The 25,626-nt window shown below is 37.6% G+C and carries 27 protein-coding genes; 19 read left to right on the forward strand and 8 right to left on the reverse strand.

The features are described from left to right. Nucleotides 1-274: 274 nt before the first annotated feature. Nucleotides 275-1,837 (reverse strand): glutamine-hydrolyzing GMP synthase, encoded by a 1,563-nt coding sequence (gene guaA, locus DQM95_RS04900; RefSeq protein ID WP_037592185.1) that lies wholly within the window; start codon nt 1,835-1,837, stop codon nt 275-277. 222 nt (nt 1,838-2,059) lie between these two features. On the opposite strand from guaA, the gene DQM95_RS04905 reads away from it, so the two are divergent. The 7 genes from DQM95_RS04905 (at nt 2,060) to DQM95_RS04935 (ending at nt 8,778) form a co-directional block, all read left to right on the forward strand. Continuing rightward, on the forward strand, nt 2,060-3,220 hold the full coding sequence (locus DQM95_RS04905) for a hypothetical protein (RefSeq protein ID WP_111685957.1): 1,161 nt from the start codon (nt 2,060-2,062) through the stop codon (nt 3,218-3,220). A gap of 63 nt (nt 3,221-3,283) precedes the next feature. Beyond that, nucleotides 3,284-3,982 carry a GntR family transcriptional regulator gene (locus DQM95_RS04910; protein WP_012658394.1) on the forward strand — a complete coding sequence of 233 codons (699 nt, stop codon included), beginning with the start codon at nt 3,284-3,286 and terminating at the stop codon, nt 3,980-3,982. A gap of 115 nt (nt 3,983-4,097) precedes the next feature. After that, nucleotides 4,098-4,430: a putative DNA-binding protein gene (locus DQM95_RS04915; protein ID WP_012658395.1), complete on the forward strand. Its 333-nt coding sequence runs from the start codon at nt 4,098-4,100 to the stop codon at nt 4,428-4,430. A gap of 12 nt (nt 4,431-4,442) precedes the next feature. Next, nucleotides 4,443-6,008, forward strand: coding sequence for a signal recognition particle protein (gene ffh / locus DQM95_RS04920; protein WP_111685958.1), 1,566 nt, complete (start codon nt 4,443-4,445; stop codon nt 6,006-6,008). Between the two features lie 215 nt (nt 6,009-6,223). Further along, nucleotides 6,224-6,739: an FMN-binding protein gene (locus DQM95_RS04925; protein WP_037592183.1), complete on the forward strand. Its 516-nt coding sequence runs from the start codon at nt 6,224-6,226 to the stop codon at nt 6,737-6,739. After that, nucleotides 6,732-7,505, forward strand: coding sequence for an FAD:protein FMN transferase (locus tag DQM95_RS04930; RefSeq protein ID WP_111685959.1), 774 nt, complete (start codon nt 6,732-6,734; stop codon nt 7,503-7,505). The genes DQM95_RS04925 and DQM95_RS04930 overlap by 8 nt, the downstream gene beginning before the upstream one ends. Next, nucleotides 7,498-8,778 (forward strand): FAD-binding oxidoreductase, encoded by a 1,281-nt coding sequence (locus tag DQM95_RS04935; protein WP_037592508.1) that lies wholly within the window; start codon nt 7,498-7,500, stop codon nt 8,776-8,778. The genes DQM95_RS04930 and DQM95_RS04935 overlap by 8 nt, the downstream gene beginning before the upstream one ends. A 10-nt stretch (nt 8,779-8,788) precedes the next feature. Here DQM95_RS04935 and DQM95_RS04940 read toward each other — a convergent pair whose 3' ends face one another. The 4 genes from DQM95_RS04940 to DQM95_RS04955 are packed head-to-tail and all read right to left on the reverse strand — an operon-like array spanning nt 8,789 to nt 11,597. After that, nucleotides 8,789-9,121 (reverse strand): DUF5960 family protein, encoded by a 333-nt coding sequence (locus DQM95_RS04940; RefSeq protein ID WP_037592181.1) that lies wholly within the window; start codon nt 9,119-9,121, stop codon nt 8,789-8,791. Next, the gene (locus DQM95_RS04945) at nt 9,114-9,476 is read right to left on the reverse strand and encodes a hypothetical protein (RefSeq protein WP_037592506.1); all 363 of its coding nucleotides are present in this window, start codon (nt 9,474-9,476) and stop codon (nt 9,114-9,116) included. Before DQM95_RS04945 ends, DQM95_RS04940 begins: the two co-directional genes overlap by 8 nt. Next, a complete protein-coding gene (locus DQM95_RS04950; protein ID WP_037592179.1) occupies nt 9,469-10,896 on the reverse strand; it encodes a Y-family DNA polymerase in 1,428 nt (475 codons plus the stop codon). The genes DQM95_RS04945 and DQM95_RS04950 overlap by 8 nt, the downstream gene beginning before the upstream one ends. Before the next feature lie 8 nt (nt 10,897-10,904). Then, nucleotides 10,905-11,597 (reverse strand): LexA family transcriptional regulator, encoded by a 693-nt coding sequence (locus DQM95_RS04955; protein ID WP_012658400.1) that lies wholly within the window; start codon nt 11,595-11,597, stop codon nt 10,905-10,907. A gap of 198 nt (nt 11,598-11,795) precedes the next feature. On the opposite strand from DQM95_RS04955, the gene DQM95_RS04960 reads away from it, so the two are divergent. The 3 genes from DQM95_RS04960 (at nt 11,796) to DQM95_RS04970 (ending at nt 14,338) form a co-directional block, all read left to right on the forward strand. Beyond that, on the forward strand, nt 11,796-12,812 hold the full coding sequence (locus tag DQM95_RS04960) for a Gfo/Idh/MocA family oxidoreductase (RefSeq protein WP_012658401.1): 1,017 nt from the start codon (nt 11,796-11,798) through the stop codon (nt 12,810-12,812). A gap of 110 nt (nt 12,813-12,922) precedes the next feature. Next, nucleotides 12,923-13,378, forward strand: coding sequence for a DUF1801 domain-containing protein (locus tag DQM95_RS04965; RefSeq protein WP_037592177.1), 456 nt, complete (start codon nt 12,923-12,925; stop codon nt 13,376-13,378). Between the two features lie 105 nt (nt 13,379-13,483). Then, on the forward strand, nt 13,484-14,338 hold the full coding sequence (locus DQM95_RS04970; protein ID WP_037592175.1) for an aldo/keto reductase: 855 nt from the start codon (nt 13,484-13,486) through the stop codon (nt 14,336-14,338). A 65-nt stretch (nt 14,339-14,403) separates the two neighbouring features. On the opposite strand, the gene DQM95_RS04975 is transcribed toward DQM95_RS04970, so the two are convergent. Next, nucleotides 14,404-15,255, reverse strand: coding sequence for a MurR/RpiR family transcriptional regulator (locus tag DQM95_RS04975; protein ID WP_046393449.1), 852 nt, complete (start codon nt 15,253-15,255; stop codon nt 14,404-14,406). Between the two features lie 149 nt (nt 15,256-15,404). Between DQM95_RS04975 and DQM95_RS04980 the strand changes: the two genes are divergently transcribed. From DQM95_RS04980 to xerS, 9 genes are all read left to right on the forward strand, one after another. Continuing rightward, nucleotides 15,405-16,829: a 6-phospho-beta-glucosidase gene (locus DQM95_RS04980; RefSeq protein ID WP_046389340.1), complete on the forward strand. Its 1,425-nt coding sequence runs from the start codon at nt 15,405-15,407 to the stop codon at nt 16,827-16,829. A gap of 112 nt (nt 16,830-16,941) precedes the next feature. Next, complete coding sequence (locus DQM95_RS04985) at nt 16,942-17,364, forward strand: cupin domain-containing protein (RefSeq protein WP_037592174.1); 423 nt, start codon at nt 16,942-16,944, stop codon at nt 17,362-17,364. Nucleotides 17,365-17,543: 179 nt separating this feature from the next. After that, the gene (locus DQM95_RS04990; RefSeq protein WP_037592172.1) at nt 17,544-18,146 is read left to right on the forward strand and encodes an NADPH-dependent FMN reductase; all 603 of its coding nucleotides are present in this window, start codon (nt 17,544-17,546) and stop codon (nt 18,144-18,146) included. Between the two features lie 11 nt (nt 18,147-18,157). Then, nucleotides 18,158-20,569, forward strand: a complete 2,412-nt coding sequence (locus DQM95_RS04995; protein WP_037592170.1) for a flavocytochrome c — start codon at nt 18,158-18,160, stop codon at nt 20,567-20,569. A gap of 135 nt (nt 20,570-20,704) precedes the next feature. Further along, a complete protein-coding gene (locus DQM95_RS05000) occupies nt 20,705-21,919 on the forward strand; it encodes an amidohydrolase (RefSeq protein WP_037592167.1) in 1,215 nt (404 codons plus the stop codon). A 5-nt stretch (nt 21,920-21,924) separates the two neighbouring features. Next, entirely contained in the window at nt 21,925-22,707 is a 783-nt protein-coding gene (locus DQM95_RS05005) for a threonine/serine exporter family protein (protein WP_037592166.1), read from the forward strand. Continuing rightward, nucleotides 22,698-23,138 (forward strand): threonine/serine exporter family protein, encoded by a 441-nt coding sequence (locus DQM95_RS05010; RefSeq protein ID WP_037592165.1) that lies wholly within the window; start codon nt 22,698-22,700, stop codon nt 23,136-23,138. Before DQM95_RS05005 ends, DQM95_RS05010 begins: the two co-directional genes overlap by 10 nt. Before the next feature lie 18 nt (nt 23,139-23,156). Next, complete coding sequence (locus DQM95_RS05015; protein WP_037592164.1) at nt 23,157-23,375, forward strand: hypothetical protein; 219 nt, start codon at nt 23,157-23,159, stop codon at nt 23,373-23,375. 188 nt (nt 23,376-23,563) lie between these two features. Then, nucleotides 23,564-24,634: a tyrosine recombinase XerS gene (gene xerS / locus DQM95_RS05020; RefSeq protein WP_037592163.1), complete on the forward strand. Its 1,071-nt coding sequence runs from the start codon at nt 23,564-23,566 to the stop codon at nt 24,632-24,634. A 115-nt stretch (nt 24,635-24,749) separates the two neighbouring features. Here xerS and DQM95_RS05025 read toward each other — a convergent pair whose 3' ends face one another. Further along, nucleotides 24,750-25,277, reverse strand: a complete 528-nt coding sequence (locus DQM95_RS05025; protein ID WP_037592161.1) for an NUDIX hydrolase — start codon at nt 25,275-25,277, stop codon at nt 24,750-24,752. An 11-nt stretch (nt 25,278-25,288) separates the two neighbouring features. Continuing rightward, a complete protein-coding gene (locus DQM95_RS05030) occupies nt 25,289-25,624 on the reverse strand; it encodes a DUF5655 domain-containing protein (RefSeq protein ID WP_037592160.1) in 336 nt (111 codons plus the stop codon). Between the last annotated feature and the right edge of the window lie 2 nt (nt 25,625-25,626).

Consider the following 25,626-nt stretch of genomic DNA (forward strand, 5'->3'; position numbering starts at 1 on the left):
TCTTTTTAAGGTTATGTAAATAAGTCTATTGGATCAGAAAAAACAAGTAACCAATTGGTTACTTGTTGTCTTTCAGAAGGCTTTTAAATTTCTAGGCTCAGGCAAAAAAGGTCCACTGGACCTTTTTTCTACTCCCATTCTACGACGCCCTCAGAAATAGTCATTAGTCAATCCTATTTCTTTCGGTTGCATGCTGAAGGGTTGACATCAATTCTGCTCATCCTTTTTCGCTTCATTGTGTCAAACGTAAAAAAGAAGCCAAAGGCTTCTTTTTTTACTCCCATTCTACTGTTGCGGGTGGTTTGCTGGTGATATCGTAGACGATACGGTTGACGTGGTCAACTTCGTTGACGATGCGTGTTGAGATTTTTTTAAGGACATCCCAAGGGAGTTGGGCAAAGTCAGCTGTCATACCATCAATAGAAGTGATGGCACGAATTGCGATGGTGTAATCGTAAGTACGGCCGTCTCCCATAACACCAACAGAACGAACACCTGTATTAACAGTGAAATACTGCCAAACATCACGGTCAAGACCAGCTTTAGCAATTTCTTCGCGAAGAATCGCATCTGATTCACGGACAGTTTCTAATTTTTCTTCTGTGATAGCACCCATGACACGAATGGCAAGACCTGGTCCTGGGAAAGGTTGGCGCCAAACAATGTTTTCTGGCATTCCAAGTGCAATACCTAACTCACGAACTTCATCTTTAAACAAGGTGTTGAGTGGTTCAATTAATTGGAATTGCATGTCTTCTGGTAGGCCACCCACGTTATGATGAGATTTGATGGTTTGAGCTGTTTCTGTTCCTGATTCAATAATATCAGTATAGAGGGTTCCTTGAGCAAGGAAGTCAACACCTTTCAATTTACTTGCTTCATCATCAAAGACATAAACAAATTCATTCCCAATGATTTTACGTTTTTTCTCTGGATCATCAACACCTGCAAGAAGTTCTAAGAAACGATCTTTAGCATCAACACGGATAATATTAAGACCAAATTTGCCTCCAAGCATACCCATGACTTGATCACCTTCATCTTTACGTAAAAGACCATGGTCCACAAAGATACAGGTTAATTGGTCTCCGATTGCTTTTTGTAATAGGACACCAACGACTGAAGAATCAACACCACCAGAAAGTCCTAGTAGTACTTTTTTATCTCCGACAGTTTCTCTGATTTTCTCGATTTGCATATCAATGAAGTTGTCCATAGACCAATCCCCACGAGCACCGCAAATGAAGATAGCAAAGTTTCTCAAAATATCATTTCCATACACCGAATGTCTAACTTCTGGATGGAATTGAATGCCGTAGATATGTTTTTCTGAATTTTCAATTGCAGCATACGGGCAGTCATTTGAATCACCGACCAGATGGAAACCATCAGGAATCTCAGTTACCGCATCACCATGACTCATAAGAACTAGTTGTTCATCAGGGGTATCCGCAAAAAGTTTTGAAGCTGTACGAATGTTTAGAGTTGATTGTCCATATTCGCGATTTCCCGCTTGACCAGCAGGAACAACTTTACCGCCTAGTTGATCTGTGATTAATTGCATTCCATAACAGATCCCAAGAATAGGAATACCTAATTCAAAAATTTCTGGATCAATACCAAAGGCATTGTCGGCATAAACTGAGTTTGGACCACCAGATAAAACAATCCCGATTGGATTAATTTCTCGAATCTCTTGGGCAGTAATTTTATGGCTTTTCAATTCAGAAAATACACCAAACTCACGAATGCGTCTAGCAATTAACTGATTGTATTGACTACCATAATTAAGAACGATAATCTTTTGAACGTCTTTCAACATTGAAATTTCAGTCATTGTAATCCTTTCATTTTATCAACTTTTTAGTCAATAGTTTTCACCCCATTTTAGCATAAATTGGCTAATTTGGCATTAATTATTGAAAATAAGGTCTCTTTTTTTCTTATTTCCGAATGTTCAGATGAGACGTCATTTTAGCCCCAAAAGAACAAACCCCTGTTTGGAAATCTTTAAGTTTTCTTTAGTATTCTTATTTTATTAAAATATGAGGTCTTCATTATGGTTACCAAAAGAAAGATAATAAAGTATAGCATCAATTTCTTGTTGGTCTGTCTCCCCTTATGGTTCGGATTATTTCTCATCAATCACAAGATCCAAAAAACAGAGACAAGGTTAGATTTCAAAAGTCGGTGGGTTACTTATCATTGGGAAGATGGTCGCATATCCATTGGTAAAGCTTTTGGGAAAGCTGGCGCCTCAAAAGTGATCAGTGTCGATTGGCAGAGCGAGAAGCATTTACCCAGTCCTTCAAATAGTATTTCCCAAAAAGAAATTCATGAAACGCTTGCTGTCAGCTTAAAAGCGAAAGCTTCCGCCAAAGAAAATAATGCTATCTTAAAAAAGGCATTTGATTTTGCCAGAAAACATCCTGGAACTGATTTGATTTTTCCAAAAGGTCATTTTAAACTAGGAACTTTAACCCCGGATAAAGATTATCAAGTCTTGCCAAGTCACACTAGTCTCATAGGCCGTCAAACGACCTTGCTTATTTCTGGTTCGGAGTATTGGCTTGGCTTACCGTCAGGCCCTAAAGCTGAAGATGGGGTCAGTGATTTTAGAATGACAGGTTTGCATTTTAAGGCCCAGAACCTGGTCAAAGGTGATAAACTGTTGATTATGGTAGATCATGGTAAAGACTGGTTTATTAGTCATAATCGTTTTACCTTGGTTCATCAAAAAGGAAGTCACGTTTTTGACCTAGGATCGCTTCAAAACTCGCGATTCAGTGAAAATGAATTCTATGGTTATGCCCCTGGTTTAGATTCTCAAGAACTGTTCAAAAAGGGTCACAATTTACATGATTTTTATGCGGAAGCCATTCAATTAGATGCTGCGGATCCTAATGGGGTTTGGGATGCGGGAATTATCAAGTCCATTCAAGCTAATAACCATCTCTATAATCAAACAAGATTTTTATGTAATGGAATCAGTATTGACCATAATCACTTCTTGCCTTATAAAAATGAAAAAGGGAACATTATTGCCTATGGGGCGTCAATTGGTCAGCATTCTTCTAAGGTTGGTCAGGTTTCTATTCGACATAATGTGTTTGAAAATTGTATTGTTTCCCAGTTTTCCCCTGTCAAATCATGGGTCTTAGCACCTATTCATGTTTTAAGTGATCAATTAGACAGTTTTAACAATGTTTTTAAAGAATGACGGTCCCTTTTCCTTAGAAATGTGATAAACTATGATATAAGAAAATTCTGAGGAGATGGATGCATGTTGCCAGCCTATATCAAGATTCATGATGCTATAAAAAAAGATATCGATGAAGGTGTTTGGCTTATTGGGGATCGTTTGCCAAGTGAACGCGATTTAGCTGATCATTTTGAGGTGAGTCGGATGACTCTACGTCAGGCCGTTACCCTTTTAGTTGAAGAAGGTATTTTGGAGAGACGCGTTGGAAGTGGTACCTATGTTGCTAGTCATCGGGTACGTGATAAGATGCGTGGTACAACCTCTTTTACAGAAATTGTCCATTCTCAAGGGAAAACACCATCATCTAAACTTATTTCTTATCAAAGGCAATTGGCTTCTGATACAGAAATAAAAGAACTTCAATTAGAGCCGTCCGACTATGTCATTCGCATGGAACGGATTCGTTACGCGGACAATATTCCCTTGGTTTTTGAAGTGGCTTCAATTCCTGAAAAGTTTATTAAAGACATGAAACGTGACGAAATCACGGAACACTTTTTTAAAACTCTTGTTTCTCATGGTTTTGAAATTGGCAAAAGCCGTCAAACCATTTATGCCAAAACAGCTAGTGAACGTGTTGCGAGTTATTTATCCGTAAGCCGCGGCCACGCTATTTTGGCCCTAACCCAAGTATCTTATTTTAGCAACGGGAATCCATTTGAGTATGTGCGTAGCCAATATGTTGGTGATCGTTTTGAATTCTATCTGGAAAATAATTGATGAAAGAGTTTGAAAAACTCTTTTTTTCTTTTATATTGGAAGGAAGCCTAGCTGAAACCTGTTTTAAAGCATTTCCTATTGTTAATCTGCCTTAAGATATGGTAGAATGAAGATTATGGAAATTGAAAAAACAAATCGAATGAATGCTCTTTTTGAGTTTTATGCTGCCCTTTTGACGGACAAGCAGATGAACTATATTGAGCTTTATTACGCCGATGATTATAGTTTAGCAGAGATTGCTGAGGAATTTGGAGTAAGTAGACAGGCTGTCTATGACAATATAAAGCGGACGGAAAAGATTTTAGAATCTTATGAAATGAAGTTACACATGTACTCTGATTACATTGTCCGTAGTGAAATTTTCGACAGTATTATGCAAAAATACCCTGATGATAGGTTTTTGCAGGAAAAATTGGCCATTTTGGTAAGTATAGATAATAGAGATTAAGAGGAGTTTGGTATGGCTTTTGAAAGTTTAACAGAGCGTCTTCAAGGCGTTTTTAAAGCAATTCGTGGGAAGAAAAAATTATCTGAAAAAGATGTTCAAGAGGTCACTAAGGAGATTCGTCTGGCCCTTTTAGAAGCTGACGTTGCTCTTCCTGTTGTTAAGACATTCATTAAACGGATTCGTGAACGTGCGATTGGTCATGAAATTATTGACACACTAGATCCAACACAACAAATCCTTAAAATTGTCAATGAAGAATTGACTCAAATTTTAGGATCAGAAACGGCTGAGATTGTGAAATCACCAAAAATTCCAACCATTATCATGATGGTCGGTCTTCAGGGTGCTGGTAAAACAACCTTTGCTGGAAAATTAGCTAATAAATTAATCAAAGAAGAAAATGCAAGACCGTTGATGATTGCGGCCGATATTTATCGACCTGCAGCCATTGATCAGTTAAAAACTTTAGGTCAACAAATCAATGTCCCTGTATTTGATATGGGAACGGACCACTCTGCAGTGGAAATTGTGACAAAAGGGCTTGAGTTGGCGCGTGACAATCGTAATGACTATGTCTTAATTGATACGGCTGGTCGTCTCCAAATTGATGACAAATTGATGGCTGAATTGCGTGATATCAAGGCTTTAGCTAATCCGAACGAAATTCTCTTAGTAGTGGATAGCATGATTGGTCAAGAAGCAGCCAATGTTGCTTACGAATTTAATCACCAATTAAGTATTACAGGGGTTGTTTTAACAAAAATTGATGGGGATACCCGTGGGGGAGCGGCCTTATCAGTTCGTGAAATTACTGGAAAACCAATCAAATTCACTGGTACTGGTGAAAAAATCACCGACATTGAAACCTTCCATCCAGATCGTATGTCTAGCCGTATTTTGGGTATGGGTGACCTGCTTACCTTGATTGAGAAAGCAAGTCAGGAATACGACCAACAACGTTCCTTGGAATTGGCTGAAAAAATGCGCGAAAATACTTTTGATTTCAATGATTTCATTGAACAATTGGATCAAGTGCAAAACATGGGGCCAATGGAAGACCTCCTTAAAATGATTCCAGGAATGGCTGGTAACCCAGCTCTTGCTAATATCAAAGTTGATGAAAAACAAATTGCTCGCAAACGTGCTATTGTTTCTTCGATGACAAAAGAAGAACGTGAAAATCCAGAACTTTTAAACCCAAGTCGTCGTCGTCGAATTGCGGCAGGTTCTGGTAACTCTTTTGTAGAAGTTAATAAATTCATTAAGGACTTTAACCAGGCAAAAGCGATGATGCAAGGTGTGATGTCTGGGGATATGAACAAGGCTATGAAACAAATGGGGATTGATCCTAATAGGCTTCCTAAAAACATGCCTGCTGGTTCTATGCCAGATATGGCTGGTCTCGAATCCATGATGGGACAAGGTGGTATGCCTGATATGTCGGCTTTGGGTGCTGATATGGATATGAGTCAGCTCTTTGGCGGAGGTTTGAAAGGCAAAATGGGTCAATTTGCGATGAAACAAGCCATGAAACGTCAAGCTAATAAAATCAAAAAAGCTAAGAAAAAACGTAAGTAGTTCCTTCTTAGTCTTAGTTTTCAAAAAATCTTCTTCTCCGAATAAAGGGAAGAAGATTTTTTCTTACACTTTTTGTCTGCATATTTTCCTTTTGTAAGATCATTAGGTGATATAAACTTGTCTAGGGGGATTTATTTATTAAAATTTTAGTTTTCTTTAAGACAATTCCTTTATTCTTATTTATAATCAATCTAAAGAGAGTGAGTCTATTGATAATGATCAAAAAAATCTTTGCTGTATCCTTTACTGTTATTGCAGGTCTTTCGGCCCTGATTGACGGTTATCTTTTGTTTTTTAAATCACCTGATACTAGCAATCAGACAAACCATGTTTCTCAAGAGGCTAAAGCCAAATCTACAAATACCATTAGCTCAAGTGCGCAAGACTCATCTTCTGTTGACAGCAGTAGCGCAGTTTCCACCCAAACAAGTGGCCTCAAAGATGGTACTTATACAGGTGCTTCAACAAGTACGGAATGGGGCGATGTTCAACTTCAAATTAAAGTATCTGGTGGTAAGATGACAACTATCACGGTTTTAGCGCATCCTGATTCTCAAGGCCATTCTATCGCCATTAATGAGCAAGCTTTACCTATTTATAAAAAAGAAGCATTAGCTGCTCAAAGTTCTGCTATTGACCAAATTTCCGGTGCTACTGAAACTTATAAAGGTTTCACTGGATCCTTACAAGATGCCATTAATCAGGCAACAACAGGAGTTTTAAATGGATAATGTCCTTAAAGTCTCCCAGACAATTGAAGCGATGACCATTCCTTTTACGGTGACTCTCGCGACAAATGATAGAGTTAAAGCACAGCAAAGTTTAGAAAAGCTTCTGCCTATGATTCAAAAAGAGTTGGATCGTATTGATCATAGGTATTCAGCTTTTCGCCAAGACAGCCTGCTTTCTCGCTTTAATGCCGGAGAGGAATCCATTCTGATAGATGATCTTGAATTTTACCAGGTATATGCCAACTGTGCGCAAGCTCAGATTCAAACGGATAATCATTTTAATCCTTATTTCAGTGGGGTCTACAATCCTACAGGCTATGTCAAGGGCTGGGCGATTGAGAAAATTTTTAAGGAAAAAATGCTGCCGCTAATGGATGAAGAGCATATCCTAGGACTTTGTTTGAACGGTGGTGGAGACATACAGTTCGCTAGCAGTGCGGCGACTGACTTTTCCTGGAGAGTAGCCATTGAATCCCCAGAGAATCCACAAGAAGTGATTGCTATTTATGATTTAAAAAACGGGGCTATTGCCACCTCTGGGTTTAGTAAAAGAGGCAAGCATAGTCACCAAGCAGAAGGTTCAAAAACACAACAGGTTACCATTGTCGCAGATTGCTTGTCACTTGCTGATCTTTGGGCAACCGTAGGGCTAGTAGCAAGTTTAGAGGATTTTGAAGGATTAATGAAGCAGGAGAAACTGTCTGGCATCTTATGTCAAAATAATCATCTTGCTGTCTTTTCTAAAGGGGATTGGGTTCATGATTAAAAAATTAACAGGAAATGTAGGTCTAGCTTGGTTGACCATTTTATTTGTCATTCCGCTGCCATTTCTATACACCTTAAAAACAGGATTAACGGGTATCCATGCTAATAGTAGTTTGGGCATTTTACTAGGTGCCCTTGCTTATGTTTGGATGTTAGTATCCATTTATATTGGAACAAAACCTAAGTGGTTGGATCGTCTGATTGGTTTACCAAGTGCTTTTATGATTCATGGTATGATTAGCTTATTAGCTATTTTACTTGCTTTTTTACATAAAGAACTCGATCCTTCAGCTGGTTTTATTAAATGGACTGGTGATGTAGCCTTTGTGATTTTTCTTGGGCTAGCTGCCTATTCCATGATTTTTATGGCTGGTTGGTTAACTACTAGAATTCCACTTTTACAAGAGATAAAGAATTTTTTAGAGAAACTATTCAAACATGAAATTTCTGTTTGGTTACACCGTCTTAATCTAATAGCTACTTTGCTAGTCTTTATTCATATGCAACTTATTGATTACATTTTTGCTATTAAGTCATTTATGGCTTTGATTTGGTTAGCAACTTGTTTTGTCTTTGCCAGTTACTTGCTCTTTCATTTTAAACCTAATGCACATGGGATTGCTGCCGAACTTGTTTCAAACACAGAAGTAGCTCCTAATGTCAGAGAGCTTATTGTTCAATTACCTCGTAAATCACGGATGAAGTTTCAAGCTGGTGATTTTGCCTTTATTTCTTTCCCTGATATTTCAGGAATGTCTGAACCCCATCCTTTTTCTCTATTGAATGCTCCTGATAAAAGCAAAGAGCTACGCTTTGCCATTAGAGGAGATGGTGATTTTACACGCCAATTGGCTCATATTCCAAATCATAGTCCTATTCGGGTGGATGGCGCTTATGGAAAATATCAACAGGTCATCAAGCGCTTTAAGCCTAAAGAACTAATTGTTATTGGTGGTGGTATAGGTGTGGTTCCTCTTTTTTCTATTGTTGATGGGAATCCTGATATACCGACACAGTTTTATTATACGGTTAAAGATGAGAGTCAGTTTCTTTACTTAGATAAATTCAAGGACTGGGCAAGCCGCTGCCATTTCAAAGGGAGATACCAAGTTGGTCGTTTTTCAGATGAGCTTATTTTGTCCCAACTTCCTGATAAGCAAGATTACATTGTCTTATTAGGTGGTCCTATTTCAATGGGAAGGCATTGGAAGAAAGTTTTTGAAAACTATGGATTAGATCCTGAACGGGTTTATTTCGAAGAGTTTTCATGGTAAGAAAAAGCATTTACTTCTTGTAAATGCTCTTTATCATTTTTAAATGCTCTTCTGGTAGGGCCTGACGAACGCCAATATAGTTGTAAATGCTGATTTCCGAATTTTTCCCATTGGGAGTCAGTTCAAAACAAAAGTAGTGGTCTTTCTGGTCAATAGCATTTTCTTTGTTTAATTTAAAAAAGGGTAATTGAGATTGGCCCATTGTTAAGAGAATATCATCTGTTAAAAAGGTAAGTGGAATATGAAGGGCGGAATATTTATAAAAGTCACTTTCAAACATACGATAACTTTTACTAAAAAAATCAAATTGATACTTATTTTGATTAAAGGTATGACTAGCCATGAGCTTCTTTATCCTCCTGCTCGATAGTAATCAAGGAGTCAATGGAAAATGTTTTATAGCTCTTCTTTGTTTTAAGTTGAAAGTGGTTAGAAGTTATTTTAGAAATCAGTCCTTCATACTTTTGTAACTGATTATGATCAAAAACACGGATGATAACAGGTGATTGCTGACTATAGGCTTGACCTAGATAGAGATGTTTATCCTCCAAATCCAGTAAACTAATGATTGACTTTTTATGACGATCTTTCTCTAGTGAATGATTGTGTTCGGATAAAAAAAAGCCCATCCATTTAGCCATTTTACGATCATAATAAGAACGTGCTGAGGAAAATGGTAAATAAGAACGATCAATCATAAGACTTTTTCCTTTCTTTAACATTACTGGCAGAATGTCCTCCAATTAATTGGCTACGTTCTGCGACGCGTGAAGCTTCTAAGAGTGAACTTGCTTTTTGTAGCGATAGGACACCAAACTGGTCCCTAATGGTGTCAATGGTAGCTTCTAGCTGATTTTCTTTTTCTTTTTGATCATAGTCATCAAATAAAGAGAAGACTTCTAGGGATTGGTCTACTAAGTCATCACACCTCACACCGATTTGTCGGACAATATGACCTTTATAGTGCTTTCTAAAAAGCATGATTACTGTTTGGCTGATGATTTTATTGCTAGAAGCAGGATCGATTTTCATTTGTGCATTGATTGGTTTACCGCGTTGCCCTTTGGAGTATCCTACAAAGAGTGCAACTGTTGTTGCCTTTTTTTGTTTTCGCCGTAATCTTCTTGCGACATGCTCAGCCATTTCCTTCAAAACCAATTCAATATCGGATTGGAGAATATAATCTCTTGGTAAAATTTGTGAGTTACCAATTCCCCTTGCTTTGGGTATATAAGGTTGATGGACATTACTCTCATCAACACCATTGGCATGAAACCAAAGTTGCAAACCAATAATACCCAATTCTTTTTTCAACAGGTCAGGATTAGAATTGGCTAATGCTTTGATAGTAAAAATCCCAAGTTTTTGAAGTCGTTTGGCCATCCTAGGACCAATTCCCCAAAAATCAGTTAGCTGTTTAATCTGCCAAACCTTTTCTTCCACGTCATCATAAGACCAATTAGCGCGCATCTTTTCGGCGTATTTAGCGTCATTATCGAGGGCTAACTTGGCTAGTAAAGGGTTAGAATTGCTAAGCCCAATAGTTGATATGATTCCTGTTTCTTTCCAAATATGGTATTGGATGCGATCTGCTAATGCATCTAATTTTTCTTTTCGCGTAAGCTCATTACTTGGAATAAAATAATTAATAGAAGAACTTAAATCCAGAAAACTTTCATCAATGGAATAAGTAAGGATATCTTTGGGGGAAGCAAACTCATGGAAAATATGTTGAATTTGGAGATTTTTTTCAATGTATCGGTCCATCCTAGGAGAGACGATAAGTGTATGTTTTGCCCAAGATTCAATATAGTTAACAAAGTCAGTTGTAACCTTCCAGCCTTCTCTTTGAGCGACTCGATAGTTGAACCGTCTTGTATGGATATTAAAAGGCAAATCATAGGAGCGACCAACATTTGATTTGCCAAAAACACGTTTAAAAGTAGGAGAAGAGGCTAAAATGAGTCCATTGCTATTATCTGCTCGACTCATCACACAGAGTGAGGTGCGTAAGGGGCTTAAGCCGCGATCAATACACTCGATGCTTGCATAAAATGATTTCATATCCACAAAGGCAATATCTGACCTTGGTTCACGTGAATAATCAATGTAAGACATTTTGCCGTTTAGACCTCCAAAGGCATAAAGTTTGCAATGATTTTACCGATGATACGTGGATTCTCGTCAAATGGTGCAAACTTATCTGAGTACTTTTTATTTAAAGAAACCAGACGTAGGCCATCTTCTTCACGGTAAACCTTCTTAATGTAAGTTTGTCCATCCCACTCGACAGCATAGATTGCTCCATCGTAATCAAAACCTTCTTGTTTGATTAAAACAACTTCACCATTTAAATAAGTTGGTTCCATGGAGTCACCGAAGACCCATGAAGCAAAATCATAATCCAATTGTTCATCATAGAAGACTTCGTCATAATTACCGTCGCCAAAATAAGAGAAACCAGTACCGGCTGATAAACTTTCGTAAACACGATAAACATAGAGTTTTTTCTGACTTTGCGATAGTTGGACAATCTTGTTTTGTTCCTCTAATAATTCTTTTGAATAGGTAACAACTTTTTCTTGATTTAGAGATGTTAGTTGTTTATAAGGAAGGATAATAGCTTGATAAGGATTGAAGCTATCAGCATCAAGGTGAAAAATCTCTAATAGCTGATTAAGATGCTTCTGATTTGGAACATTTTTCCCCTTTTCCCAGTTAGAGATTGTCATTTTATTGACACCAAGTTTTTGCCCAAGACTTTCTTGACTCATTTGGTGTTTTTGTCGAATCGTTTTTAATTGTTTTCCTGAGAACATAGTAGTGACTCCTTTAGTAAAGTTATAACTTTACTAAAGTATATCAGAGATTTTTTGAGATTTCAAGCTAAAGATGGATAAAAATGAGTATATTTTGACAATTAAAAAAATAAATCGTATCATTATACTAGTTCATTTTGTGAAGGTTTTCATTTAGATGATACCATGCATTTATCAAAGAGAAAAAAGGAGATTCTCATGTTAACAATTGCCTATATTGGAAATGGTAAAAGTGCTAATCGTTACCACATGCCTTTTGCAACACAATTGGAAGATATCAAAATAAAAACGATTTACTCTCCAGCACCTAGTCCCTGGGAACCAATTCCAGGAGTCATTTATACAGATAAAATTGAGGATGTCTTGGAAGATCCAGAAATTCAATTGGTTATTCTCTCAATCCCTCCGTCAGCACATTACAGTGTTGCAAAGCAATGTTTATTAGCTGGAAAAAATACCCTAGTTGAGAAACCTTTCACTGAAACAGCTGAAGAAGCTAGAGAGCTATTTGCTATTGCCAATGAAAAAGGTCTCTTCCTTCAAGCCTATCAAAACCGTCGTTTTGATTCCGATTTCTTGACTGTTCAAAAAGTGATTGATAGTGGCGTTTTGGGAGATATTTTAGAAGTAGAAATGCATTTTGATTATTTCCGTCCAGAAATTCCAGAAAGCACCACAGAATATTCAATCAACACAAGTTATCTCTATGGTCACGCTTGTCATACTATTGACCAAGTTATTTCATACTTTGGAATGCCAGAAAAAGTCCATTACGATGTGCGTCAATTACTAGGTAAAGGACGCATGAATGACTATTTTGATTTAGATTTCTACTATGGACCTAAAAAAGTTTCCATTAAGTCAAGTTATTTCCGTATTAAAGAACGTCCAAGTTTTGTTGTTTATGGTAAAAAAGGGATGTTTGTAAAAGCTACTAAAGACCGTCAGGAAGATGATTTAAAACGTTTTTACATGCCAACAAATCCTGATTTTGGAATGGATAGTCCAGAACACTACGGCACTCTAACTTATGTAGATGATAATGGCGTTTATCATGAAGAAAAAGTTATCTCAGAAGTTGGTAACTATGCTCGGATGTATCAAGCTATTCATGATAGCATTATTCTTGGAAAAGAAAAAATCGTTAAAGACGAAGAAACCATTCGCCAGATTGAAATTATCGAAGAAGGTATCCGCCATATGAATCAAGATTAATGTGCTGAGACTGACTATTTATTCTCAAAAAAAGGTTGCTTCGGCAACCTTTTTTTGAGACTTTTTAGTCCTGTCTCGCTATAATAAAACTAAAGAGAGGGGAAGTATCAATGCAATACCAAGCAGACACTATTGAAGACTATTTAGAGGCTTTACCTGAAGAACGCAGACATGTGATGAACCAGTTGCGTCGTGTCATAAAAAACAATCTTCCTGATGATTATGAAGAGAAAATACAATATAACATGATATCTTATGTGGTGCCAAGGCAAGTTTTTCCAGATGGCTACCATTGCAATCCAGATGATGACCTGTCATTCATTACCATTGGATCGCAAAAAAATCATATTGCAATCTATCACAACGGTATTTACCTCTTTGAGACTATTAGAGAGTGGTTTTTACAGGAATATCCTAAACATTTGAAAACCAAACCTGACGTTGGAAAATCTTGCATTCGTTTTAAAAATATGAAAACTATTCCATATGATTTAATTGGTCAACTCTGCCGAAAGGTCAGTCAGGAAGACTTCATCAAAACATACTTAGAGAACAGACCTAACTAAAAAGAGAAGGAGTCCAATGATCAATCATTCAAAAAACAATTCACTTGACTTAGAGTCAACTCCAAGTACTAAAATAGTGCTAAACAAGAGAAAAGAGGATAGACCATGTCAAAAAATATCTTATTAAACGACGGTAATAGCATTCCAAGTATTGGTTTTGGGGTTTTTCAAATTCCTGCTGATGGTTCAACGTACAATGCTGTCTGTGAGGCTTTAAAAGTTGGTTATCGACATATTGACACTGCTGCGGCCTATATGAATGAAGCGGAAGTGGGGAAAGCTGTGCGCGATAGCGGCCTTCCTCGAGAAGAAATCTTCATCACGAGCAAATTATGGATTCAAGACTTTGGTTATGAAGCTGCACGAAAAGGAATAGCGACATCACTTGAAAAATTAGGAATGGATTATATTGATTTATATCTTTTGCATCAACCTTATGGTGATGTATTAGGTGCTTGGAAGGCCTTGGAAGAAGCCAAAGCCAAAGGGCTTCTAAAATCCATTGGTATCAGTAATATGACACCTAGATTCTATAAAGAATTTGTTCCTCAATTTACCAATAAGCCAGCTGTTAACCAAGTAGAGTGTAACCCCTATTTTCAACAAAAAGCCCTTCGGGAAGTAATGGCTGCAGATGATGTTAAAATTGAATGTTGGGCACCGCTAGGGCAAGGAAATCCTGAACTATTTAAAGAACCTGTATTGGTTGACTTAGCAAGTAAGTACAAAAAAGATGTTGGACAAATCATTCTTGCTTTTGAAGTACAAGAAGGCTTCATTGTTTTACCAAAATCAGTAACGCCATCTCGTATCGCAAGTAACCTTGATATTGATGATATCAAACTCACTGAAGAGGAAATGGAAGCTATCCGTGCTTTAGATAAAGGTAAGGGGAAACATGATCCTGATGCTCCCGGTGTTGGAGAATACCTCTTAGAACATTATAAAATTCATGATTAACCTAAAAACCTAGACAATCCATGTCTAGGTTTTTTGAATATGCTGATGAACATCGGGCTGAAAACTTATCTGTCGTTTTCCAATGCCTGTGAAAGATTTAATTTTCGAATATAATTTTTCATATAATCAGCTTTGAAATAAACAGCATATAAGGTGTTGAGAATAAATAAAATAGATTCTTCTGTTGAAAAATTGCCAATTTTTTTATGCTTATCTTCACGGGTACAAATTTGGAAAAAAGCATTGGAATGTTCTTTGAGATAGTGGCCATTTTGACTAGAGAGACCAATGCGAAAAACCTTATTTTTTTCCAAAAGGGGAAGGTGGCGTAAGGTGTCGTTTTTTTCAGAAATACCTGAATAAGAAATCAAGATAGCAACATCATCTTGGGATAAAGAAGCAGCTGTTAAACCAAATTCACTTGAATGAGCAATCTCAATATTTTTCCCTAAAGTCAGCATTTTACGTTTAAAGAGATGGGCTAAGTAGTCATTTGGGCTAAGGCCGAAAACCACAATTCGCTTAGCTTTAGCTAATTGTTGGCTTGCTTTTTCCAATTCTTCTTGGGAGAGTTGATCGGCTGTATCTTGTATGCTTTCTTTCTCAATGGTTGCGATTTTTTGGATAATAGCCTTTATAGAATCATCCTGATTAAAGGGGAGACTATGGTCAATATTTGAGTAGTGGGCATCAGCGTAGATACGTTCTGATAGCAAAGCTGGTAGAAAATCTACCCATCCTTTGAAACCTAGGGATTGTGCAAAACGAACGACGCTTGATTTCGATGTGAAACTTAAGCGAGCAAGGTCTTCTAAAGATAATTGTTCAATACTGTTAAGATGCTCCAAAATCGTTTCTGCTATGGCAGCTTTTGAAGACTGTTTTTGTTGGGCTAGTAACTGAATATCCTCTAACATAATGGGCACCTCTTTCAATACATTTCAGTTTTTAAGGTCTATCTTTAGAAAAGATGAAACCGCATACCAAGTTTACCTAAAAGTGAATGATTTGTCTACTTACTTTCTTATAATAGTCGCAAGAACAAAATATGGAAAGAAGGAAAAGGATGTTACCAAAAAACTTTTTATGGGGTGGAGCTGTTGCTGCCAACCAAGCTGAAGGTGGTATTTTAGAAGATGGTAGAGGTCTTAGTAATATCGATTTGTTGCCACTTGGTCCAGATAGAATGGCCATTGCTAAGGGGCAGCTAACTAACCTTGAGCGAAGAAAAGACTATTATTACCCCTCTGAAGAAGCTATTGATATGTATCACCATTACTTAGAAGATATTGATCTTCTAGCTAGAATGGGTATTAAGGTGTTTCGTTTATCTTTATCTTGGACGCGTATTTTCCCAAATGGGGATGACGAGTTTCCTAATGAAGCGGGTCTGCAATTCTACGAAAAAATATTAAAGACCTTGCAGGAAAAAGGGATTGAACCTTTAGTCACTCTTGCCCATTTTGATGTTCCTGTAGCCTTGATCAAAAAATATGGGGCTTGGCGTGACCGGCGTATGGTTGATGCTTATGCCAGATATGCAGAAACAGTCATGACACGTTACAAGGGATTGGTCAAGTACTGGTTAACCATTAATGAAATTAACATTCTCTTACACCAACCTTTTATTGGAGGAGGGTTAATTCTGACTGATGAGGATAAGCAAGCGCAGGTTATTTACCAAGCAGCCCATCATCAGTTGTTGGCGTCAGCCATGGCGACTAAGATTGCCCACGAGATTGACCCCGAGAATCTGGTAGGTTGTATGTTAGCGGGCGGAAGCCATTACCCCTATACTTGTCGACCAGAGGACTATTTGGAAGCTATCCATCGAGACAACGGGGAGTATTTCTTTATTGATGTGCAAGCCAGGGGCTATTACCCAAGTTATGCCCTTAAAAAGTTTGAAAGGGAAAATATTCATTTGGAATTCGGCGAGAGCGACAAAGAATTATTAAGATGTCATCCAGTTGACTTCGTCTCTTTTTCTTATTATTGTTCACGAACGGTGACAGCTTTTGAGGACGATTATAAGGAGACAACTGGTAATCTCTTTAAATCAGTCAAGAACCCTCATCTGTCCTCGACGCAATGGGGTTGGCAGATTGATGCATTAGGATTACGTTCGTCGCTTAATATGCTCTATAATCGCTATCAAAAACCACTTTTTATTGTTGAAAATGGTTTGGGGGCTATTGATAGCCCAGATGAAGAAGGTTATGTTAAAGATGACTACCGTATCTCATATATTAGAGAGCATATTAAGGCATTTAAGGATGCGGTGACTATTGATGGGGTTGATCTGATGGGTTACACTACCTGGGGGATTTTAGATTTAGTGGCTGCTTCAACAGGACAAATGAGTAAACGTTACGGTTTTATTTATGTGGATAAAAATGATGATGGAAGTGGAACTTTAAAAAGAGTTCCCAAAAAATCCTATTCTTGGTACCAAAAAGTCATTGCCTCAAATGGAGAAAATTTAGAATGAATTCTTTAGATAAAATTGCTTTTCTTTTGACTTGTAATCGCTTTTATGATATTACTATAGTATAGATTAATTAGAATAAATCTAATTAAAATAAATTTATGGAGGCCGGCATATGACATTCGATTATAAGGATCATGGTAAAGAAAAGTATATCGTCAATATCGAGGATTATACTAAAGAAAACGAAAACTATCGTACTACAATTTGGACAGGTGAAAAGCTCCAAGTGACTTTAATGTCTATCCAACCAGGTGATGACATTGGTTTGGAAGTGCATAAAGGGATTGACCAATTCCTTCGTATCGAAGAAGGAAAAGGCTTATGTCAAATGGGAGATGCCGAAGACAATCTAAGTTTTGAACAAGAAGTGACTGATGACGATGTGATTTTGGTCCCGGCAAATACATGGCATAATGTGACCAATACAGGAAATCAACCCCTTAAGATTTACTCAATCTATGCTGGTCCAGATCACGTTCCTGGAACCATTCATAAAACACATGAAGATGCAGAGAACGATCCAAATGAGCATTAATCTTGCCTAAAAGAATATCACTAGGGTGATATTCTTTTTTTATGTCAAATGAAAAGAAAGCGCAAACATGGTTGGTTTAAAAGTGTTTTGACAAGTTATTAAAAATTATGAAAACAGTTGCATTTTCTTCATTTTAGGCATATATTAGAAGTGAACAAATATTGGGAGGTATTTCACAAATGAAATTAGTAGCTATACTAGGTACCAATTCAGAACGGTCAACGAATCGCAAACTGTTACAGTTTATGCAAAAGCACTTTGCTGATCAGGCGACGATTGAATTGTTAGAAATTAAAGACTTACCGGCCTTTAATGAACCAGAATCTAAAGAAGCTCCAAGTGCTGTTCAGAGCTTTTCTCAAAAAATAGCTGACGCTGATGGTGTCATCATTGCCACGCCTGAGTATAATCATACGATTCCGGCACCTCTTTCTAGTGCGCTAGAGTGGATTGCTTATACTAGTCGTGTTCTCATTAATAAACCAACCATGATTGTAGGAGCATCCTTAGGTTCTTTGGGTTCTTCTAGGGCTCAAGGGCATTTACGTCAGATTTTAAATGCTCCTGAATTAAAGGCAAGAACAATGGCTGGAAGTGAATTTTTACTTGGGCAATCCGAACAAGCCTTTAACGCTGAAAATGACTTGGTATTTGAAGATAAGGTAACAGAACTGGAAGATTATTTTGCAGAATTTTTAGAATTTCTAAATATCACAAATACAATTGTTAAACAGTCGGATACAGATCGAAAACGTCGTTTCGCTTGGGAAGAAAACCAATAAGGAGGGAAGGCATGAAATTTATTGGTATAATCGGTACAAATGCTAAAAAATCTTACAACCGTCAATTGTTATCTTTTATGAGAGAGCATTTTGCTTCAAAAGCTGAGATTGAAGTCTTGGAAATTGACCAGGTTCCGATGTTCAATGAAACAAATGATCAGACAGAAAGCGAGATTATCCAGACCTTTAATCGAAAGATCTCAGAAGCAGATGGTGTCATTATTGCAACGCCAGAACACAATCATACCATTCCTTCAGCACTCAATAGTTTGATAGAGTGGTTATCCTTTAAAGTTCACCCTTTGACCGGAAAACCAGTCATGATTGTAGGAGCTTCCTACAGTGAGCAAGGATCGTCACGAGCGCAGCTTCACCTTAGACAAATATTAGATGCTCCAGGCGTTAATGCCATGGTTATGCCGGGGAGCGAATTTTTACTAGGAAATGTTCATAAGGCTTTTGATGAAGCAGGTCACTTAAAAGATTTAAGAACGATTGATTTTTTAGACTCTTGTTTCTTTAGATTTTTACGATTTGTGACAATTGCTAACCAACTTAACCAACCAGAAGATATTGTCTTTGAACCTGGTATCTATACAGTAACGACTCCAGGTCATAACGGAGACTTGCCAATGTCTGTCACTTTCTCACAAGACCGTATTGAAAAGATTGACATTGATTCTTCTGGAGAAACCGGTGGTATTGCAGATATTGTATTTACCAGAATTCCAAATGAAATTATTGAAGGTCAAACCCTAAATGTAGATACCGTTTCGGGTGCTTCTGTTACCTCAAATGGGGTACTTGATGGGGTTGCGCGTGCTGTTAAGAAAGCAGGAGCTAATCCTGAAGTTTTAAGAAGTCGTCCAAAAGCTCCTTCAGCTCTAGATAAAGAAGATAAAAGCTACGAAGCTGATTTAGTTGTTGTTGGCGGCGGTGGCGCAGGTTTGGCAGCAGCTGCGCGTGCCCTCCAAGCAGGTAAAAAGGTGATTGTGCTTGAGAAATTCCCAAGTGTAGGGGGGAATACAGTTCGGGCTGGTGGACCAATGAATGCGCCAGATCCAAAATGGCAAAATAGCTTTGCAGCAAATCCTGGTGAAGATCATAATTTACAAGAATTGAAAAACATAGATGAAAGTCAGATTGATCCAGAATTTTTGGAAGATTTCCGTGCCCTGAAACAAGAATTGGAAGAATACTTAAAAAATCCAACTTATCTTTTTGATTCTAACTTACTTTATCGTATTCAAACTTACCTAGGTGGAAAACGGAAAGACTTGCAAGGCAATGAAATACATGGCAATTACGACCTGATAAAAATCTTGACAGAAAGAGCTCTAGAATCCGTTCGTTGGTTAGAAGACATTGGTGTTGAGTTTGACCATAGCGAAGTCACAATGCCTGTTGGTGCCTTGTGGCGTCGGGGACATAAACCTTTTATGCCAATGGGGGTAGCCTTCATATCAGTACTAAATGATTATGTCCTTAAACATGGTGGCATCATTCTAACAGATACACCTGTTAAAGAACTGATTGTAGAAAATGGTCAAGTCAGAGGTGTCATTGGAAGTGGTCGAAATGGACAAACCATAACGGTCAATGCTAAAGCCGTTATTTTAGCCTCAGGTGGTTTTGGAGCCAACACCAAAATGCTTCAACAGTATAATACCTATTGGACTGAAATTGCAGATGACATTAAAACCTCAAACACGCCTGCAGTCACAGGAGACGGTATTCTTTTAGGTCAAACTGTTGGAGCAGATTTAGTTGGTATGGGCTTCACACAAATGATGCCTGTGTCAGATCCAGAAACAGGAGCACTATTCTCAGGACTTCAAGTCCCACCGGCTAATTTTATCATGGTTAATACCAAAGGAAAACGTTTTGTAGACGAATATGGCAGTCGAGATCAACTATCGCAAGCAGCTATCGACAATGGAGGGCTCTTCTATTTGATTGCCGATGACCTTATCAAGGAAACAGCCTACAATACAAGTCAGGAAAAAATTGATGCCCAAGTTAAAGCAGGAACCCTTTTCCGTGCAGATACCATTGAAGAATTAGCTGAGCAACTCAATATGGAACCAGGTGTTCTCTCTGAAACCATTACCAACTATAACAAATACGTCGACCAAGGATATGACCCAGAATTCCATAAAGGCGCTTTTGATTTGAAAGTTGTTAAAGCACCATTTTATGCAACACCTCGCAAACCAGCTGTCCACCATACAATGGGTGGTTTGAAAATTGATACACATGCTCATGTTATTAATCTTCAAGGACAAGTTATTCCAGGCTTATATGCAGCAGGAGAAGTAGCAGGAGGCCTTCACGCTGGTAACCGACTCGGTGGCAATTCCTTAACAGATATCTTCACTTTTGGACGCATTGCAACAGAAACGGCCATAAAAGAGCACTGCTAAAAAAGAAGAAGAATACAAAGAACAGTCTATCAACTGTTCTTTTTTTCTGAAAATTGTAACCTTCTTAACACCCATATGGTCAGGAGAAATGATATACTAAGAAAGAGAAAATGACCTTTCGAAAGGAGCAAATCAATGGCTATAAGAGATGTATTATCCCATTTGAACGACATTAAAGACTGGCAAGAAGAAAGCTATAAACACCTTCATAGTCATCCTGAACTCTCTATGCAAGAAAGAGAAACGGTTGCCTATATCGAAGACAAATTGAAGACATTTGGCTATGAGACACAGAAAATTGGTGGCGGACTTGTTGGTATTTTAGAGAATGGTCCAGGAGAAACAGTCCTTTTTCGAGCAGATATCGACGCTCTCCCTGTTAAAGAAGAAACGGGATTAGACTATGCCTCAACTGTTGAAACAACGGATTTGGATGGCAATCATGTGCCTGTCATGCATGCGTGTGGTCATGATATGCATATAGCGGCTGCTCTAGGGGTTGCTTGGGCACTTGCCAATCATAAGGAAGAATGGACAGGAACCTATATTGCACTCTTCCAACCAGGAGAAGAAATTGCGGCTGGAGCAAAGTCAATGCTCGAAGATGGGCTACTTGAAAAAATACCACATCCAGATATTGCTTTAGCACAACATGTTCTAACTGAGCCAGTGGCTGGAAAAGTTGGAGTCATGTCAGGCCCCTTCCTATCAACCGCAGCATCTGTAAAAATTGTTATTAAGGGCAAAGGAGCTCATGGCTCAATGCCACATATGAGTATTGATCCAATTGTTATTGGTTCAGCAATTGTTACAAGACTTCAAACCATTGTTGCAAGAGAAGTTGATCCTTTTCAATTTGCTGTTGTCACAGTTGGTGCTTTCAATGCTGGCTTAAAAGCTAATATCATCCCTGAAGAAGCAACTCTTCTCTTAAATATAAGAGCCTATAGTGATCAGGTAAAAGAACAATTAATTGATGCCATTGAACGAATAGCTCGCGCAGAATGCCAAGCAGGAAATTGTCAAGAAGCACCTCTTATTGAAGTGTATGATAATTTCCCACTGACAGACAACTCTCCAGAAGTGGTTGAAAAAGTAAAAGTCTCCTTCGAGAATTATTTAGGAACAGAACAGGTCGTCAGCTATCATCCAATGACAGCTTCAGAAGACTTTAGTGCTATTCCTAGAGCTTTAAAAATTCCGTATTTTTATTGGGGATTTGGTGGTTTTACAGAGGATCAAGCTGTATTTGCTAATCATAATCCGAAGTTTGCCCCGGCTATCCACCCTACTCTTGAAACGGGTACCAAAGCTGCTGTTGTAGCTATCTTAACATATCTAGGTAAGTAAAGGTCATGACTGAAAAATATAATAAATATGTGGTAAAAGTAGCAACTTTAGCTGGCATTACCATGTTAGAATCCAACGCGGAATGTTACCGCGTTGAAAATACGGTTTCGCGTATTTTACAAATTACCAAACAACCCATTACAGAGGTTTTTGCGAATACAACAGGTCTTTTTATTACATTGGATGGACCTGATTTTGATGAGCCCATCACCTTAATTAAACGTATCACCAAAAGAGATACAAACCTAAGGAAAATTCATCATGTCAATCAAATCTCAAGAGATTTAACATCCAATACCATTAGCATTGAAGATGCTCATCAAAAAATGGTGACTATTGATCAACGAAATTACACTAAAAAAACAATTTCCTTATCAACCATTTTATTAGTTTTATCTTTTGCCGTCTTATTAGGGGGAGGTAAAATTGAGATTGCCCTTTCTTTTGTAGCAGCACTAATCCTTTTGTCTACATATCAAATGAAGGAGAAGCTCCAGTTAAATGACTTTATTTTTGGGACCTTATCAACCTTATTTGTAGCCATGATTATTCCTATTTTAATGCATTTATGGCAAGCCCAATCAGCCTCTTTTGATACAGTCATCATCTCTGTCCTAATGCCCCTTTTTCCGGGAACCGCTTTCACCAATGGTTTTAGGGATTCCTTTAAAGGCGATTATGGAGCAGGTTTGAGTAAGATTGTTGAAGCACTCGTTATTGCTGTTAGTTTAGGAGTCGGAGTTGCTATGGGATTATTTATTGCAAAGGGGATAATATCATGGCTATGATTTTTCAAATACTAGGTGCTTATGTGGCAACCGTGACTTCAGGAATTATTTTAGAAATACCGAGACATCTCCGCTTTCAAACCGGCTTTATTGGAGCAGCAGGTTATACCGTTTATCTATTAACTTTACCCTATGTTGATTTAGCAGTAGCAACACTTTTAGGTGGTATTGTCATTGCTCTCTTTTCACAAATAGCTGCAAGGGTCTTAAAATCACCTGTTACCGTTTTTTACATTCCAAGTTATTTCCCACTGGTTCCAGGAGCAGGTGTTTATAAAATAGCTTATTACTACATTCAGGGAAATATTCCCTTATCAGGCAAAAATTTCATTGAATCCATGTTCGTTTCAGGGGCGATTGCTTTATCAGTCTTCTTAGTGGACTCAGCCCTTGAAATTTACACAACAGTTAAAAAGCCAAAAATCAATTAATTGAGATAGGAGGTAAGGATGGGAATTATCAATTACTTGAAACGAAAAGCAGAAAAAAATAACCCTCAAAGAGAAAACTACATTGAAAAACATCGCCTATCTTATCAAAATGAATTGGCAGAGCTAAACCACAATATTGATCAATTAAAATCCACCAAAAGCAAAAACCAAACTAGATTGAGCCTCTTAGAAAAACGTAAAGCACGCGTCGAAAAAATACTGAAACACGATATCTAACCTGAATGATTTAAGGTTGGATATTTTTTATGCTGTTAGTTTCTGGCTAGCATGTCCAATTTATTAGTTCTAATATTTCCTATAACATCTTTCCGAAAAACTATAATTTTCTTGAAAAACATTCAAGGATATGGTATACTACTCTTAAAGAAAAACAATTAATAAGTCATGAGATAAAGGAAAAAACAATGCGACGTGAATTACTGTTAGAAAAAATTGAAGAATACAAAGCAATCATGCCATGGTTTGTTTTAGACTATTACCAATCCAAATTATCTGTGCCTTACAGTTTCACGACCTTATATGAATACCTTAAAGAATACAAACGCTTTTTTGATTGGCTCATTGACTCTGGAATTTCAGATGCTCCCAGAATTGCTGATATAAAGCTAGATGTCTTGGAACATTTGACAAAAAAAGATATGGAATCTTTTATTCTTTATTTGCGTGAAAGACCGTCACTAAACACCTATTCAACAAAATCTGGTCTTTCTCAAACAACCATCAATCGTACCTTATCAGCCCTCTCTAGCCTCTATAAATATCTCACTGAGGAAGTTGAAAACGATCAAGGGGAACCATACTTTTATCGAAACGTTATGAAAAAGGTTGCTACCAAGAAGAAAAAAGAAACCTTAGCCTCAAGAGCAGAAAATATCAAACAAAAGCTCTTTCTAGGTGATGAAACCATGGAGTTTCTCGATTATGTAGATTGTGAATATGAAAACAAGCTATCAAATAGAGCAAAATCATCATTCCAAAAAAATAAAGAACGCGATTTAGCCATCATAGCCCTACTTCTGGCTTCTGGCGTCCGACTCTCCGAAGCCGTTAATCTCGACTTAAAAGATGTCAATCTCAAAATGATGGTTATTGAAGTGACTCGAAAGGGTGGGAAACGTGACTCCGTTAACGTAGCATCTTTTGCTAAACCTTACCTTGAGCATTACTTGGAAATCCGTCAGAAACGCTATAAAGCTGACAAGCAAGATCAAGCATTTTTCCTAACGGAGTATCGTGGGGTCCCCAACCGCATTGATGCTTCAAGTATTGAAAAAATGGTGGGCAAATATTCACAAGATTTTAAAATCCGAGTAACTCCTCATAAGTTAAGGCATACGCTTGCTACCAGGCTTTACGATGCCACCAAGTCTCAGGTATTAGTCAGTCATCAACTAGGCCATGCCTCTACACAAGTTACAGATTTATATACCCATATTGTCAATGACGAACAAAAAAATGCCTTAGATAAATTATAAGTTTAGAAGCATTAAATTGACATTGCTATATTTTTACATAATTATAGTTATGCAAAACAAGATGCTAAAAAAATCACTGAGAATCTTCTCAGTGATTTTGTGTTATTCGTGCTCGTTAATGACGGCGTTTATGTACCCCATACTGTTCACGCATTTCAAAACACATTCTGATTTTGCTATCAAAGTAAGGAATAAAGATTCCTTGATTAATCATTTGAGTGATATCATTGTAAGATGCCCATTTAACATCCTGAACTTCATTATCTAGAAAGGTGATATTCTCAATGGTTATGTTTTCAACCACTAAAAAGGTATCATCAAACCCATTGTCAAAATTTATGGTAAAGGCTGGCATTGTTTCAGATAGGTCTAAACTTAATCCTATTTCTTCTTTGACTTCGCGCATTGCAGCTTCTTGGGCAGTTTCACCTGCTAATGCACTGCCACCAACAGTAAGATCCCAATACTCAGGCCATGAGTCTTTATCTTTATGACGTTGCTGAATCAACATTTGCCCCTTATCATTAAAAAGGCAGACATGTACAACTAAATGACGAGCCCCCTCAGGAAAAGCTTGACCTCTAATCATTCTTTGTCCAGTTAGTTGACGTTCTTTCGTATAGATATCCCAATATTCTGTCATTCAAAGTCTCTTTAATGCAGATAGGCTGTCTGAAGTAAGTTTTTTACAGTATCATCCACTTCTTCTACTGAACTTAAACGAAGATTATTGTGCCAGCGATTCTTAGATACTTGTTCATTTTTGGTAATCAGAGGATGATCAATGGCTTGATTGCTCACGATATTCAGATCTAACCATTTCTTTTTTGGGTGAACGCCTAGAAATGCTTTTTCCTTGACCAAATGGAGGCTAGTCTTTTTGACTTCAATCTGGTATGGGCCAAATTGCTCAAGTATCGATAAGATAGTTTCAAGCAATTCGCTGACTGTTTTTTCTTTGTTAACTAGTAAAGGTAGGTAGTCTGACATAT

Source organism: Streptococcus uberis, assembly GCF_900475595.1.
Lineage (GTDB): Bacteria > Bacillota > Bacilli > Lactobacillales > Streptococcaceae > Streptococcus > Streptococcus uberis.

Coding starts and splice junctions, on each gene's coding strand:
- DQM95_RS04970 (WP_037592175.1), top strand. CDS start 13,484: ATGTCAAAAAATATCTTATTAAACGACGGTAATAGCATTCCAAGTATT.
- ffh (WP_111685958.1), top strand. CDS start 4,443: ATGGCTTTTGAAAGTTTAACAGAGCGTCTTCAAGGCGTTTTTAAAGCA.
- DQM95_RS04960 (WP_012658401.1), top strand. CDS start 11,796: ATGTTAACAATTGCCTATATTGGAAATGGTAAAAGTGCTAATCGTTAC.
- DQM95_RS05015 (WP_037592164.1), top strand. CDS start 23,157: ATGGGAATTATCAATTACTTGAAACGAAAAGCAGAAAAAAATAACCCT.
- DQM95_RS04990 (WP_037592172.1), top strand. CDS start 17,544: ATGAAATTAGTAGCTATACTAGGTACCAATTCAGAACGGTCAACGAAT.
- DQM95_RS04985 (WP_037592174.1), top strand. CDS start 16,942: ATGACATTCGATTATAAGGATCATGGTAAAGAAAAGTATATCGTCAAT.
- DQM95_RS04980 (WP_046389340.1), top strand. CDS start 15,405: ATGTTACCAAAAAACTTTTTATGGGGTGGAGCTGTTGCTGCCAACCAA.
- xerS (WP_037592163.1), top strand. CDS start 23,564: ATGCGACGTGAATTACTGTTAGAAAAAATTGAAGAATACAAAGCAATC.
- DQM95_RS04995 (WP_037592170.1), top strand. CDS start 18,158: ATGAAATTTATTGGTATAATCGGTACAAATGCTAAAAAATCTTACAAC.
- guaA (WP_037592185.1), bottom strand. CDS start 1,837: ATGACTGAAATTTCAATGTTGAAAGACGTTCAAAAGATTATCGTTCTT.
- DQM95_RS04925 (WP_037592183.1), top strand. CDS start 6,224: ATGATCAAAAAAATCTTTGCTGTATCCTTTACTGTTATTGCAGGTCTT.
- DQM95_RS04910 (WP_012658394.1), top strand. CDS start 3,284: ATGTTGCCAGCCTATATCAAGATTCATGATGCTATAAAAAAAGATATC.
- DQM95_RS04975 (WP_046393449.1), bottom strand. CDS start 15,255: ATGTTAGAGGATATTCAGTTACTAGCCCAACAAAAACAGTCTTCAAAA.
- DQM95_RS05000 (WP_037592167.1), top strand. CDS start 20,705: ATGGCTATAAGAGATGTATTATCCCATTTGAACGACATTAAAGACTGG.
- DQM95_RS04950 (WP_037592179.1), bottom strand. CDS start 10,896: ATGTCTTACATTGATTATTCACGTGAACCAAGGTCAGATATTGCCTTT.
- DQM95_RS04930 (WP_111685959.1), top strand. CDS start 6,732: ATGGATAATGTCCTTAAAGTCTCCCAGACAATTGAAGCGATGACCATT.
- DQM95_RS04965 (WP_037592177.1), top strand. CDS start 12,923: ATGCAATACCAAGCAGACACTATTGAAGACTATTTAGAGGCTTTACCT.
- DQM95_RS05010 (WP_037592165.1), top strand. CDS start 22,698: ATGGCTATGATTTTTCAAATACTAGGTGCTTATGTGGCAACCGTGACT.
- DQM95_RS04915 (WP_012658395.1), top strand. CDS start 4,098: ATGGAAATTGAAAAAACAAATCGAATGAATGCTCTTTTTGAGTTTTAT.
- DQM95_RS04955 (WP_012658400.1), bottom strand. CDS start 11,597: ATGTTCTCAGGAAAACAATTAAAAACGATTCGACAAAAACACCAAATG.
- DQM95_RS04940 (WP_037592181.1), bottom strand. CDS start 9,121: ATGGCTAGTCATACCTTTAATCAAAATAAGTATCAATTTGATTTTTTT.
- DQM95_RS05005 (WP_037592166.1), top strand. CDS start 21,925: ATGACTGAAAAATATAATAAATATGTGGTAAAAGTAGCAACTTTAGCT.
- DQM95_RS05030 (WP_037592160.1), bottom strand. CDS start 25,624: ATGTCAGACTACCTACCTTTACTAGTTAACAAAGAAAAAACAGTCAGC.
- DQM95_RS04905 (WP_111685957.1), top strand. CDS start 2,060: ATGGTTACCAAAAGAAAGATAATAAAGTATAGCATCAATTTCTTGTTG.
- DQM95_RS04935 (WP_037592508.1), top strand. CDS start 7,498: ATGATTAAAAAATTAACAGGAAATGTAGGTCTAGCTTGGTTGACCATT.
- DQM95_RS04945 (WP_037592506.1), bottom strand. CDS start 9,476: ATGATTGATCGTTCTTATTTACCATTTTCCTCAGCACGTTCTTATTAT.
- DQM95_RS05025 (WP_037592161.1), bottom strand. CDS start 25,277: ATGACAGAATATTGGGATATCTATACGAAAGAACGTCAACTAACTGGA.